The organism is methanotrophic endosymbiont of Bathymodiolus puteoserpentis (Logatchev), from assembly GCF_900128525.1.
Taxonomy (GTDB): Bacteria; Pseudomonadota; Gammaproteobacteria; order Methylococcales; family Methylomonadaceae; genus Methyloprofundus.
This window is the reverse complement of the sequence record NZ_FQTQ01000206.1, coordinates 91,805-105,750: the sequence shown is the minus strand read 5'-3', so window position 1 is coordinate 105,750 and position 13,946 is coordinate 91,805. Positions and strand designations below refer to the sequence as shown.

Sequence of the window (13,946 nt, the reverse complement as noted above, 5' to 3'; positions counted from 1 at the left end):
GGCATGGCTTTTACTGAACTCAACAGCGTAGAACATTACATTATTCACCAAATCAGCGGTGTTAATCTTAATATTGATAAGGTTGCCACACCTAAAAGCAGTTATGGCGCACAGTGGCATTACCAATCAGCAGAGGAACTTAATCGGGGTGTTAATGAAGTCTTGGTTGAGGTCGATTTAACCGCGGCTTTATTGCGTTTACTGAAGTTTCCCAGAAATTCATCAAGCCACCATGCGTAATAGCGTGGCGACGAGAGAATTAACTGGGGAGTTGCTGGGTTTGGGGCAAAGCCTACTAAAATCCAGATCTAATCCTGCTTCCGCAATAATACGTCGAACATCTGAAAAGGCAAAACTGGTTCGACCTTTCACTTTATGTCTGCGTTCGGGATTGGTTTTTAATCGGTCTGCATAAATCCAAGTAATAGTTGTTGCCATCATGCAGAAGTTCAAATGATTGGTCACCGATTGAGCGGTTCGGCACTGGCTTTTCTGGCTTCCCATATCCTGCTTTAATTCCTTGAACCCCGACTCTATCTTCCAGCGCGCACCATAAAATTCAATCATCTGGATGACCGTTAACTCCAAGTCAGTAGAAAATAAAGCAATCCATTGTGTCCGACGAAAAACCCAAACGACACGGATTGGACATTTCAAGCTCTTCGACATGACAACACGATCATAAGCGCGAGCAGTGCGTTGCTTACCATAGAGGTTGACAGAATATTCAGCCGCTTCTGCCTGAAAGGTGCAGGCCATTTCCGTTGCCGAACCCAGCCGTTGGCCGTATTTTTTACGTCGTCCGCGTTGTCCTGGCTTACTTGGCTCTGGAAAATCATACAATATATTATTGCAGCGTAGACGCGATAGAATATCAAAACGCTCACCTAACACTTTACGTACTGGCTTTAACAGACCAGCATTGCCAAACCAACTATCCGTTACGGCAAGTAGGGGAGATTCTGAGAAATACTCGCCAATATCAACGATCATGTCAGCGGCTTGAGATAGCTTGGTTTGAAAGGGAAGTATTTTTCCATTCATCTTCGCTCTATCGGATTTGGCCTCAATGGTTTTCTTTGGCAAGTAAAAACGGAAATCTAAAAACAAACAGGCCCAGCGCGCATGGACTCGTTTCAGCAGCCCAACCGAAACAATATTTTGCGCCCACGGGTAGTCGCTTTGGTTGGCTTTCGCGGCATGATCAAAGACCTGTTCACAGCCAAAAATTTTCTTCCCTACTTTAGTATTGATGGAATCATCAAGCCCCCAAGTGGAGCGCCATAGGCTTTTCCACGGTAGTCTTGACGAGGCCATAAAGGTATAGAATCGTTTCTTTTTGATGTCGATCCCAAATAAAACGCCTAAACCACGCCATAAATTAGAGTTCATTGATGACGTAAATGGCACAATAATCGCCAAGAGCGTGTAGACAAATAACGACGCACGTTCCTTGCCGAGTTTGGTGTTGGAAAAATGAGTTTGTAGGGGGAGTAGAAGATCGCGTAAAATGAACATGAATAAGGTCTTTTTATTTGTATAATCAATTGCTTAGAATAATATATTATACCGTATTTTAAGGCCTCATTCACCAGTAAATGGTTGTTTTTAAAGAGATAATTGTGATTTTACGGAGGAGTATATTAGGTAATGCTAATGTTTTCAAAATTAGCACCTACTAATGTTTCTTCGTGTAAAAAAACTGGGAAACTTCAGTTGCGTTTAAATCCTGAGATTAAACAACGCCCTGAATTAGCCGGGGAAGTCATTTACAAACTACGCGCTATTTTGATTTCGGTAAATCAAATCGGCTTGGTGAAAGTCAATGAAGAGTTTTTTAAGTGGTTGAGCGGTGACAAGACCATGCCTTTTGGCGAGAATAATCGCCATATGCCGGTGCGCTTTCTGGATTTTGATGATCTGACCAATAACCGCTACGTTGCCACTAATCAATTCCGCATTCATCATCGAGAAACCAAAATACCGGGTGTAGTGTTGCTGATTAATGGCATTCCCGTGGTAGTCGGTGAAGCGAAAACACCGATACGTCCTTCGGTTAGCTGGTTAGATGGCGCACATGACATTCACATGGCTAACCTTGGGCGCGCAAACGACACAATTGATTCATGACAATGTTCATGTCGGCGAAGTGCATCAGTTAGAAGAATTTGTACTAGATGCCGATGTGATTGAGGATATTTTCAATAACCCTGACCCGAAAAAAACCAAGGAACTGGAAAAGATTCTGATTAAGCGTTTTCAGAAACATGCGGGTGATCTAAAATTTAAGAAACTCAGTGAGCGATTAGAAGAATTGCGCGATAAAGCAGAAAAGGGCTTAATTAGCTCGATTGAGTTTATTAAAGAACTCTGCAAGCTAGCAAAAGAAACGATTTTAGCTGAGAAAGAGCTAGAGCAGTCTATGCAAGATAAAACCCCGAAGGCTGCGTTAACCGAGTTGTTTTTGGAATTGAAAACAGATCAAACACCTGCGGTTGTTGAACGTATTGTGACTGATATTGATGCCATTGTAAGAATTGTACGTTTTCCTGGCTGGCAGCAGTCAGTTTCTGGTGAGCGTGAAGTTCAGAAATCTTTGCGTAAGGCTTTATTGAAGTATAAGTTGCATAAGGATCAGGCTTTGTTTGAGCGGGCTTATGGGTATATTAAAGAGTATTATTGATTAAAAATTAAGCTAAGGGTTCATTATAATTTATTGTATGTATTTTGCATTAATGGGTGACTGTAATTCATTAATCTAGAGTATTGGAAAATAGCATTATTGGTGTGTAACGTTTTATAACGGTAAGCAGACACACTCTAAATTAGGTTATAAATCGCCTTAAGAAATAAGTCTAAGAAAGTGTTCTGTTTTACTTGATCATTACAATTCTCGACTGGAGGGCGGGAAGGGGTAATCTCCCCGCCCCCTTAGCAAGTGATTTCAGTTCTATTTCTAAAGGCGCTTGAACTTATTTCTCTTTTAGAAACTTACACTGCCTTGTAACCAAAACTTATTGGTATCTTTTGTTAATGCTGGATTATATGCTGCATTGCCATTAACGCTATCTGCATCATAATAAGCATATTTAGCTAAAACTTTATAATGTTTGCCAAATTTTTTGGTGATTAAGAAATCATATTCATTGCCATAGTTGATGCTATTAGTAACACTTTGAAAGTTATGATAAACAAATGCCATTTTAATACCTAATGGCTTTGCACCTAAGGTTGCATTAATATCACGCACACCATTGACAGGGGTTACTAGGAACTTATCAGCCCAACCTTGGAATTTATGATTGGTTCCAAAAGGTGTTTGGAAAGCTTGTGAGCCATTAGCACCTAATTCTTCTACCGCTCCTTTTAAGGTTATACCCATAAAGCTAACCCCCCCCATAAGATTGTAACGATTTAGACTAATACTATTAGGGTTGTTAGCGTAAGCGCCTTGGTAACTGTATTCAGCGGTATAATGCAGGGTAATATTTTTCGCTAATTTAGGTGAACCGTTAAGAGCTAAACCATAGGTTTGGGTAGATTTTCCTGCTTGTCCTTTATCATAATCTGAATACCAATAGCCGTAAGCGATTACCTTAACAAGGTCTTGATACTGATAGTTAATATTTAAAAAAGGTAACTGCACAGAATCTTCTTGAGACCAGACATTTTGTACATTTCCAATATAACCCGCTTTTAAGATTAAATTTTCCACTGAGGTGTTGGTAACAAGAACACCGTCATAGGTTTGTTCCATTTGACGCCAGCCAACATTACCAATAAAACGAGAATCATCAAAAATAATACGTTGTCTACCCCCTTTGATCTCGGTATCAGGAATGCCTGTATAGCTTACCCACAATTGGTTTAATTCACTGGTTTGTGGGTCAGCAATCACATCGCGTGTTGGATCGCCTGTCCAGTGTGCTTTAGGTGCAAAATAATCTTTTTGCATTGCCAGGTTGCCTTCATATTCAGCAAAACCCTGTAAACCATGAAACTTAGGTGTTAAATAACCTAAACGTAAACGTAAGGTATTAGCATGTGCCGTTTCTTTGCCGTTATCTGCGGCATCTGCCAGTTCATAACGGTAGCGTAAATTTATTTTAAATCGGCCATATTTGGCATCGTCTTGGCCTAATTTGAAGGCATTCTCAATCGGTTTATCAAATTCATAAGCGGCTACAGGCTGCATAAAAATTGATGCTAATACGGCAGAAGAGAGGGGGGTGAGTAAAAAATGTTTAGATGTTCTTTTAGACAGCATAGCTAATTTATTGAAATAGTAGTTAATAAATGATGGAGAATTTTTAATGTAAGGTATTATTATTTATAGATATTTTAGGTATTAAGATAACAAGTAGGATGCGCTTTTATATCGTTTCTATTTTTTGCTATAAACACATTTGGTATTAATTATAAGGCATAAGGGTTAGACGTTTAAAGCCTTGCGATTATTTGGATTGGTGTAACATTTCCGGTAAAGACTTTGGACCTTTTAGTTCTGGGTGTAGCTTTCTATCAGACAGTACAATAGCAGTATGCATCCAAACTAAAGAAATGCTAACGATAACAAAAAGTAACATAAAGCAGCTAGTCCAAATACCAATAAAATCATTCATTAGGCCAAAGCAAATAGGCAAAACAAAGCCACCTAAACCTCCAATCATGCCAACTAAGCCACCCACTGAACCAACATGACCAGGGTAATAAACGGGAATATGTTTATATACAGCTGCTTTGCCCAAAGACATAAAAAAACCAAGGATAATGGTCAATATAACAAAAGGGACTAAACCGATATCAATAGTGAATTCAATTGGGCCATTAATACCATGGATACTGTAATCAGTTGCTGGGTAGGATAGGAAAAACAAACAAATTAAACAACTTATAAAGGTAAGGTACATGACACGCCTAGCACCTAATTTATCTGACATCCAACCACCTAAAGCTCTAAACAGACTTCCCGGTAAGGCATAAGCTGCCGCTAGCATACCCGCTGTTTGAATTTCTAAACCATAAACACCCATATAGTAACGCGGCAACCAAAGAGCGAGCGCAACATAAGCACCAAACACAAAGAAGTAATAAGTTGCAAAACGCCAAACCCGTAAATGTTTTAAAGGTTCTAGTTGCATTAATGTAGGTCTTACTTTTTCGCCACTCGCCTTACGCGCTTTAGTTGACGGGTCTTCTTCGGTGCTAAACCAGAAAATAAATGCCATCGTCAATAGAATAACGGCATATATCTTAGCGACATTTTCCCAACCATAAGCGACTAATAAAAAAGGCGCGCCAAAATTGGTGACTGCGGCCCCCACATTGCCCATGCCAAAAATGCCTAATGCCGTTCCTTGGTGGGCGCTGTCATACCAACGAGATACATAGGCAATGCCAACGGCAAAAGAGCCTCCTGCTAGACCAACACCAAGTGCAGCGACCAAATACATTTCGTAAGTTGAAACTGTGGATAGCATCCATACTGCAAGTGAGGTGGTTAGCATTAAACAAAAATAAACAATACGTCCACCATATTGGTCCGTCCAGATACCTAAAAAGATGCGACTTAATGAGCCCGTCAATATCGGTGTTGCAACCAATAAGCCAAATTGAGAGTCATTTAGCCCTAAGTTTTGTTTAATTTTAATTCCGATAATGGAAAAAATAGTCCACACGGCAAAACAAATGGTAAAAGCTAGTGTGCTGATCACTAGACTTTTAGTTTGTTGGCTGCTATTGATACCCGTCAGGTCGTGCATAAAATTACCTCTAGAAAGTTATAAATTTTTTAATAGGAATAGCGATAAAATACATTAAGCACTTTCATTGAGGGATGGTGGTGTTCACTCTAACGCTTATAAGGTGAACAAAGAGACCATCCTAATGTTACTCAAGGTATTCTCCTTAGTGTTTGTTGCTATGCGCTTTAGTTGTGCCAGTATGCCCAGAGTACAGTGCATCATCTTTAGTGCCTGTGACATTTAAAATACCCCATGCGCCTCTGTCGATACGTGTTAAAGCGTGATCAACTAAGACATAATTGCCTGGGTAATCTACTTGAAATTCGACAAGACTTGCACCACCCGCAGGAATTAGAGTGGTTTGTACATTTTCTAATGCATTATTTAAAGCGGCTTCAGGATAAACGTAGTCAAATATTTCTCCAATCACATGAAAAGACGATATTTTGCTTACACCTGCATTACCGATAAATAGTCGAACCTTATCGCCCACTTTTGCGTTTAACTGACTATCACCTACTAATGCACCAGTACGACCATTAAAAACAATATATTCGGGACGCTCATCAATCATTTTTCGCGCGTCAAAAGCTTGATAACCTTTTTTACCTATCCGACCATGCGTATAAAGCTCTCCTTGCATGACATAAAACTCATGATCGACTTTACTCAAACCCTGCTTAGGTTCAACTAAGATTAAACCATACATACCATTGGCAATATGTGTTGCCGCATTACCATTTGCGCAGTGATAAATATATAAGCCCGGTGTCGTCGCTTTAAACTCTAAGGTTTTCGTTTCCCCTGGCTCGGCACTCGTTACGGCTTGACCACCGCCTGGGCCTGTTACCGCATGTAAGTCGATTGCATGGCTATGGCTACTGCTTTTATCATTATGTAAATTAAGCTCAACGCGATCGCCTGCGCGTACTCTTAAAAAAGGCCCTGGAACTGTTTTATTGAAGGTCCAGTAATGGTAAGAAATACCAGGGGCGATATTGGCAATCACTTCTTCAGTATTTAAATTAATGACGACTTTTTTAGTTTGTTTTCTGTCCAAAGGTTTAGGTAAGTCAGTTGCTGAATGACTAATATCATGTACTTTTTTATAATTAGCAGGGTTAACATTCATGCGATGTAAATAATGATCCCCTGGACCAAAATTGCTTATTGTTTTTGATGACGAATGATGTTCATTCTTTTCATTTGCAGAAAGGGGGGAAGCAAGTAGAAGTATTGCTAAGGTATTGGCAATCAGTGTATTACGATTGCAATGATATGTTTTATTGATTTTTATAGTTGTTATTTTCATACCGATTCTCAATTGAATTAGATATTTGGATAAAACTGAACTTGAAATTTTTAGTTAATATAATGAGATGTATGTGCTTCAAGTTGTTTAAGCCAGTATCTATTTATGTAGGGTAGGGTACGCATCACATATTGATTGTTCTGAAAGGTAGGTAATGCGTATCCTGTCGCTATATTCTGTCTATTATCCAAGCGATCTAAGGATTTGCCCTCATTTTAATTTATTTCTAAATGCCTTAATTCAGCCATTTTTGCACCGACTTGTTCGCGTTGTTCATTGTTTAAAACGGCTTTGACCAGCGGTGAGAAATCCTCATCTTCACGGTTTAAATGTTCACGCTGTAGCTTTTCAAACTCAACAGCTAATACCTGTAATCGATCAAAGTCTTTGATAGCTTCAGGTTGTTTTAATTGTGCAGCTAATAAGTTCCATGCTTTTTCAATTTCTTCATGATCCAACATTAAGCGCTCAATCATGCCATCAATTAAAGCCGAATGATTGACCAACAAAGGAAATAAGGCGAGTTCTTCGTCTTGATGATGCAAATGATTGGCGTGTTCATAATGACAATAGGTATTCATACATTGATTAGCATAGGCTTCATTCATACCCTTAGTTTTGAGATCAAAAACTAATTGTAATAACGGTTTGCCACGACCTAAAAAATCTTCGTGGTAGGCTTTTAAGGCGACTAAACCATCACTAAAGTCGGTAACGGGGTCGGTATATTTAAACTGCATATTGGCAATCCTTTTTAGTGCTTTGACAGTGGGGCGCAGACTTTGAGTCTGTACCCCACCATTTTTCATAAGATTGATGAGGGTTGTTACGCGCCTAAATAGCAGGCAACCCATTCCACAGAAATGTTAACTGTTTTGTGGGAGTGGCTTTAGCCACGAGAGCGCGACTAAAGTCGCTCCCACAATGAGTCGATCATTAACGTTGCTTAACAAATTTAGTTCTAACAATTTGATACGGTCTAAATAAATACCCTAAAGGCACGCTCCAGACATGAACCAAACGACTAAAGGGAAATAAAAAGAATATCGTCATACCTAAAAACAAATGTAGTTTGTAAATAAAACTAACATTATCTAACATGGCGGGGTTTGGGTTAAGTGTTAATGTTGCTTGTATCCACTCTGCTAAAGCAATCATTGCCGAGGCATCATTATCCTGTGCGTGGACAATAGAAAAGGGAATAGTGATTAAGCCCACTGCCAAAGTCACCAATATCCAGTTAAGAATAAAAATATCCATAAAACGGCTATTAGCTCGAACGCGCGAATTATACATACGGCGTTTCCATAAAATCACGCCGCCTATCATGCATACAGAACCAAAGGCCGCACCTGCTGAAATTGCTACGACTTGGTGCATCATATCTGATACGCCTAAAGCTAAAAACCAACTATGTGGTGTGACTAAACCGGCAAAATGCCCCATAAATAAAGCGAGTACACCAATGTGGAATAAAAGGCTGCCTTTGCGTAATTGTTCTTTTTCAAACAATTGGCTAGAATCGGCTTTCCAAGTGTATTGCTCTCTATCAAAACGGATCAAACTACCGACAAAAAAAGTAGTTAATGCGATATAGGGATATACCCCAAATAATAAATTGCTTAAATTCATAATAAGCTCCTAGGCTACTAATTCTTCTAAATGCCCATGCCGCTCCACTATTCTGACTAGTGGTGCATATGGGCTCGCATGCTTTTCAAGATTAGCGGAAATAATACCTACCGCTTGAGCTGTTTGCTGTAAAAACGTATGTGCACTTTGTTTATCATCCATGGTTGATACATACTCCAGAATAAGCGGCAAATAATCCGGTAGCTCACCATCACCAATCTCAAATCCTGTTGACTTATATAGCTCAGCCAACTCAATTAGAGCGGGTCCTCGATCACGGTCTTGCTCATCAAATAAGTAACGGTGTCCGCAACAATACATAAGATGGTAGACATACATCAAATAAATAAAGTTTATGAGTTGCATCATTATAATTCTTAAATTGAACTTGCCTAAATTAATTTGTGCTCATTCCTTAGGTGATATTTATATCGGCCTGCTGCAAATGACAGTACTCCCTTATATTGTATTTTCTTTAATCGGCAATATAGGGCGACTCAGTTATTTTGAGGCTAGCTTGCTTACTCGGCAAGGCTTGTTGGTGCTATTAGTACTATGGCTAATAGGAGGATTTAGCGTTTGGGCCATGTCTCTCACCTTACCCAGTATGGAACAAGGTGCTTTTTTTAGCTCCTTATTAGTAACCAATGCACCGCAAATTAATTTTCTACAACTTTTTATTCCCGCCAATCCTTTTCAATCATTAGCTCAGAATGCCGTACCTGCCGTGGTTTTATTTAGCATGCTTTTTGGCAGTGCTTGCATTGGCTATAAAGATCATAAATCTTTATTAAATAATTTCAGTCATATTACAAAGATACTATTACGGGTCAATAGCTTTGTCGTAATGTTAACGCCTATCGGAGTCTTTGGCATTGCTGCTAGTGCTGCTGGCACACTTAGCCTAAATGAATTCGGGCGTGTTCAAGCGTATGTATTAATGCTTATCGGCGCAGTATTATTAGTGACTCTTATCGTTCTGCCGTTACTGATTACCAGCTGCACCCCCTTCAGCTACCGACAAATTGCTCGCGAATCGAGAAATGTGCTACTGACAGTTTTTGTCGTAGGCAGTGTATTTGTGGTCATTCCCTTACTGATTAAAGTGATAAACCGTTTATTTCACTCGCATGTAACAACCGAACATGAACAAGCGCGTATACCCGACTTAGTACTTCCGCTAGCCTACCCATTTCCTGATATGGGCAAACTACTTAGCCTTGTATTTATTGTTTTTGCAGCTTGGTTTTATGACAACCCGCTGACATTTCTTGATTATCCAGTGATGCTCACCATTGGGTTATTTTTAAGTTTCGGCAAACTGATTACCGCATTACCATTTTTACTTAACCTTTACCATATACCCGAAGATGTTTTTAATCTGTTTATGACGGTTGGAGTCATTTGTGGTCGAGTTGCCGATGTTGCTGGTGCGATGCACTTAATGACCTTTACCGTTCTCACTACAGCCTTAATGACAGGCGTGTTTAAAATTAAATGGCGTTTATTGATACGTAACGGCCTGATCAGTTTACTGCTATTTTTTTGTGTCGGCTTAACCATTCGCACCGTTCTTGAACAGTCCACTTTCAGTGAGAATCAGAATCCACAAATATTAAATATGCAGTTATTAAATGACCGCGCGCCCTATACAGTCTCCAGCCTATCACAACCTAACCCAATACCTCTTAAACCAGGGCAGCACTTAATAGATAGAATACGCCAAACAGGTATTATTCGCATTGGTATTAATGAAGACAGCCTCCCTTTCTCTTTTTATAATACACAAGGACAAATGGTCGGTTTTGACATAGAGTTAATGCTTCATCTTGCCGAAGACTTGCAAGCTGCTATTCAATTTATTCCCTATGAGAATGAATTTTTATTACAACAATTAGATAACGGTGTCCGCAACAATACATAAGATGGTAGACATACATCAAATCTATGGGTGATAATAAGTTTCCTAAGGTGTAAAAACCAACTTTTACGGAATTCAATTGCACGAAAAAGTGGCGCTCAGAGGGAAGGACAGGCGTTCTAATTGATTGAAAATAATGCAAAAAAAGGCTTGACAGGTCGAATAGGATTTGTTTGCGTATTACCATTTATAATCAGTCACTTACGCTTAAATAATGTCAAAAAGATTAGATAGCTTGCAATCCACACTGATGGATAACACCGTTTTGGGAGAATGGTTCTTGCCCATGCAAAAAGCCCTAGATAAAGTTCGCTTTTCACGCCAAAAATATTCTGTACTCTCTGCTGAGTTTTTTATTTTATTAGGCTGCTTACGTCAATTTCAGGGAACAAAGATACTACGAGAACAAATTCAATCTTTATTCGACATTGATGACACCGCTGAAAAAGCCCCCTTAGCCCGCTCAACATGGTCAGATGCATTAGCCAATTCATCACGCAGCAAAATATTGAAACAGGCTGTCCAAGTCTTGGTGACTTCTGCAAGAAATGAACTGCCCGACAGGTTTTCGGGAAAAGAAGAGTTGGGGATGCGCTCTATTTTTGCCATAGATGCGAGTTATCAAAATGAATCAAGTCATTATCAACCGATTTATCCAGGCCAGGGTGGGACTGATAATAAGAAAGGGCACATGAATATGACGACCTATGATATGCGAGCAGGGATTGCCATTGATAGTCAGACAGAAACTCGCTCTATTGATGAAATGCGCTTTATCAAAGAAAGCTGGGAAGGTTCTCACTGGACTTGCAAAAAAAATGCACTTTTTGTGGTTGACCGCGCCTTTATTGAAGCGCGTTATTGGGATTTACGTAAAACAAAATACGATGTGACAGTGATTACACGAATGAAATCGACTTTCAAATATCAAATTCTTGAGGAAAGTCATGTTGAACAGTCGGCAGTTAATGAGAATATTGTGTCTGATAGGAAAATTCAACTTAATAGCTCAAAACAAGTTTGGCGATTAATACAATTCGTATCGCCTGACGGCAAAGTTTATGAATATCTCAGTAATGATTTTACATTGTCACCTGGTATGATTGCTTTTCTTTATCACCGACGCTGGGATGAAGAAAAATATTTTGATAATTACAAAACAGATATGGCTAATGCCAAAGCATGGGGGAAATCACCTATTGCTATTGAGCAACAAGCTTTATTGGCATTGGTTACACATATACTCATGCGCTTATTTCTAAATAAAAAGGGACAGGAGATGGGCTTGGAAGAAGACCATCAAACACAACAAAAACGCCATGAAGCAAAAGAAACCGCATACTGTATTGACTGGGAAGGCAATTATAATCGTGCTTTTTTTAGAAAACTATCTAAGATTACCAAACAAGCTTGGCGGTTCTTAAAAAACAATTTCCTAAAGAAAAGCGCCACATGGCTCTTTGAGCGCAAGCTCCGACCTGTTTTGATGGCATATCTGTAATAAAATGTCGGACACCGTTATCAAATAAGTGATAAGTTAGATATAGCGAATTTTCCGCGGTCATATCAAATACATTGACATATTCAGCTTGGAATTGAGTTAATGACAAGTCTGAAGCCCAGTTAATAAAGTTGGTTAATGCACTTCTGTCCTTAGTGCTGAGATTGGGTAGCTCATTAACCGCTTCGGTTAGCTCGTGCCAATGCCTGACTAAATCTTTAGTCGGGTACTCTAAGAGCACTGAAAGCACTTTGTATACCTGGGTCATACTTTTTCTCCATCCGAGCGTTTAGCGGCAGGGTGATAACGTACAAACTCTAAATTATCTTCGGTTTTTTTACGTTTATCAGGGAATAGCGAAGCATTGCTACTAATGCTACAACCGTCATTACCAAAGGTAAAACCATTTTGACCTTGGAAAGTATGAAAGTCTTCCTGACGTAATTCTTCATGACTGGTCGGAATCACAAAGCGATCTTCGTAATTGGCAATCGCCATATAACGATACATATCACGCACTTGCTCTTCATTTAAACCGACTTCTTCTAATACAGCTAAATCTGTTTTACCTTCCACATTTAAGGAACGATAAAAACTACGCATGGCAATCATACGTTTAAGGGCTAGAATAACCGGCTCTTCTTTACCGGCTGTTAGCATATTAGCCAAATATTTAATGGGCATACGTAAGTTTTCTATCTTAGGGATCATGCCATCAGGTGATGATTCGATATTACCTTGGTCAATTTGTGACTGCACTGGAGAGAGTGGCGGCACATACCAAACCATGGGCAAAGTGCGATACTCTGGATGCAATGGAAAAGCGACTTTCCAATCGACTATTAATTTGTAAATGGGAGATTCACGTGCCGCTTCCATCCATGATTCAGGGATTCCATCAATTTTGGCTTGTTTGATGACTTCAGGGTCATTAGGATCTAAAAATAAGTCCAATTGTGCTTGGTATAAATCTTGATCATCAGGTGTTGATGCTAATTCTTCAATACGATCTGCATCGTAAAGCATCACACCATTGTAACGAATACGTCCTACACAAGATTCAGAGCAGACCGTTGGTAAGCCAGATTCTACGCGTGGGTAACAGCCTGTACATTTTTCTGCTTTTCCTGATTCCCAGTTATAAAACATTTTTTTATACGGGCAAGCACTGATACACATGCGCCAGCTACGACATTTGTCTTGATCTACTAAGACGATGCCATCTTCTTCACGTTTATATAGTGAGCCAGAAGGGCAAGCGGCAACACACGCTGGGTTAACGCAGTGGTTACACATACGTGGTAAATACATAAGGAAAGTTTGCTCAAATTCGGCATATACTTGCTTTTCCATCTCGCCAAAATTTGTATCTTGGCTACGCATTTTAAATTTACCGCCGAGATCATCTTCCCAATTAGGGCCCCATTCAATTTTTTCCATACGCCGACCATCAATCAAAGAGCGTGGTCTTGCAGTTGGCGTAGCTTCTACTAATTCACTATTCTGCAAAACTGCATAGTCATAAGTGAATGGCTCGTAATAATCATCTATGGTTGGCATATTCGGATTCATAAATATATTACGTAAAATGCTACTACGCTGCCCTGATTTTAAGCGTAATTCACCTTTAACTAACTCCCATCCACCATTCCATTGTTCTTGATCTTCCCAATTTTTTGGATAGCCTACCCCTGGCTTAGATTCAACGTTGTTAAACCAAGCATATTCGACCCCTTTACGATTGGTCCAAACATTTTTACATGTGACAGAACAGGTATGGCAGCCAATACACTTATCCAAGTTAAAGACCAGTGAAAAATTTGCTCTTACTTTCAT

Annotated in this window: 12 protein-coding genes and 1 pseudogene; 5 read left to right on the top strand and 8 right to left on the bottom strand. The window is 39.5% G+C overall.

The window, feature by feature from the left end; translation table 11 throughout:
• Positions 1 to 3 precede the first annotated feature (3 nt).
• The gene (locus BQ7314_RS15470) at positions 4 to 240 is read left to right on the top strand and encodes a hypothetical protein (protein WP_174484583.1); all 237 of its coding nucleotides are present in this window, start codon (positions 4 to 6) and stop codon (positions 238 to 240) included.
• Here BQ7314_RS15470 and BQ7314_RS15465 read toward each other — a convergent pair.
• Complete coding sequence (locus tag BQ7314_RS15465; protein WP_174484582.1) at positions 223 to 1,518, bottom strand: IS701 family transposase; 1,296 nt, start codon at positions 1,516 to 1,518, stop codon at positions 223 to 225. The genes BQ7314_RS15470 and BQ7314_RS15465 overlap by 18 nt on opposite strands.
• A 132-nt stretch (positions 1,519 to 1,650) precedes the next feature.
• On the opposite strand from BQ7314_RS15465, the gene BQ7314_RS15460 reads away from it, so the two are divergent.
• Positions 1,651 to 2,130 carry a type I restriction endonuclease gene (locus BQ7314_RS15460; protein ID WP_174484581.1) on the top strand — a complete coding sequence of 160 codons (480 nt, stop codon included), beginning with the start codon at positions 1,651 to 1,653 and terminating at the stop codon, positions 2,128 to 2,130.
• Positions 2,090 to 2,683, top strand: a pseudogene (locus tag BQ7314_RS15455) (type I restriction endonuclease subunit R); the annotation flags it as partial. The gene BQ7314_RS15460 and the pseudogene BQ7314_RS15455, both read left to right, overlap by 41 nt.
• 300 nt (positions 2,684 to 2,983) lie before the next feature.
• On the opposite strand, the gene BQ7314_RS15450 reads toward BQ7314_RS15455, so the two are convergent.
• The 6 genes from BQ7314_RS15450 to narJ form a co-directional block, all read right to left on the bottom strand.
• Positions 2,984 to 4,267, bottom strand: a complete 1,284-nt coding sequence (locus tag BQ7314_RS15450; RefSeq protein ID WP_174484580.1) for an alginate export family protein — start codon at positions 4,265 to 4,267, stop codon at positions 2,984 to 2,986.
• A gap of 187 nt (positions 4,268 to 4,454) precedes the next feature.
• Positions 4,455 to 5,762, bottom strand: coding sequence for an MFS transporter (locus BQ7314_RS15445; protein WP_174484579.1), 1,308 nt, complete (start codon positions 5,760 to 5,762; stop codon positions 4,455 to 4,457).
• A 145-nt stretch (positions 5,763 to 5,907) separates the two neighbouring features.
• Positions 5,908 to 7,056 carry a copper-containing nitrite reductase gene (gene nirK / locus BQ7314_RS15440; protein WP_174484578.1) on the bottom strand — a complete coding sequence of 383 codons (1,149 nt, stop codon included), beginning with the start codon at positions 7,054 to 7,056 and terminating at the stop codon, positions 5,908 to 5,910.
• 215 nt (positions 7,057 to 7,271) lie between these two features.
• Entirely contained in the window at positions 7,272 to 7,865 is a 594-nt protein-coding gene (locus BQ7314_RS15435; RefSeq protein ID WP_174484577.1) for a hemerythrin domain-containing protein, read from the bottom strand.
• A gap of 127 nt (positions 7,866 to 7,992) precedes the next feature.
• Positions 7,993 to 8,688, bottom strand: coding sequence for a respiratory nitrate reductase subunit gamma (gene narI, locus BQ7314_RS15430; RefSeq protein ID WP_174484576.1), 696 nt, complete (start codon positions 8,686 to 8,688; stop codon positions 7,993 to 7,995).
• A gap of 9 nt (positions 8,689 to 8,697) precedes the next feature.
• Positions 8,698 to 9,057: a nitrate reductase molybdenum cofactor assembly chaperone gene (gene narJ / locus BQ7314_RS15425; protein ID WP_174484575.1), complete on the bottom strand. Its 360-nt coding sequence runs from the start codon at positions 9,055 to 9,057 to the stop codon at positions 8,698 to 8,700.
• Here narJ and BQ7314_RS15420 point away from each other — a divergent pair.
• Together BQ7314_RS15420 and BQ7314_RS15415 are read left to right on the top strand one after the other, a co-directional pair.
• Positions 9,044 to 10,612 (top strand): cation:dicarboxylate symporter family transporter, encoded by a 1,569-nt coding sequence (locus BQ7314_RS15420; RefSeq protein ID WP_174484574.1) that lies wholly within the window; start codon positions 9,044 to 9,046, stop codon positions 10,610 to 10,612. The genes narJ and BQ7314_RS15420 overlap by 14 nt on opposite strands.
• A gap of 211 nt (positions 10,613 to 10,823) precedes the next feature.
• Complete coding sequence (locus tag BQ7314_RS15415) at positions 10,824 to 12,110, top strand: transposase (protein WP_174482200.1); 1,287 nt, start codon at positions 10,824 to 10,826, stop codon at positions 12,108 to 12,110.
• A gap of 264 nt (positions 12,111 to 12,374) precedes the next feature.
• Here the strand turns inward: BQ7314_RS15415 and narH are convergent, their stop codons facing one another.
• Positions 12,375 to 13,946, bottom strand: coding sequence for a nitrate reductase subunit beta (gene narH / locus BQ7314_RS15410; protein WP_174484573.1), 1,572 nt, complete (start codon positions 13,944 to 13,946; stop codon positions 12,375 to 12,377).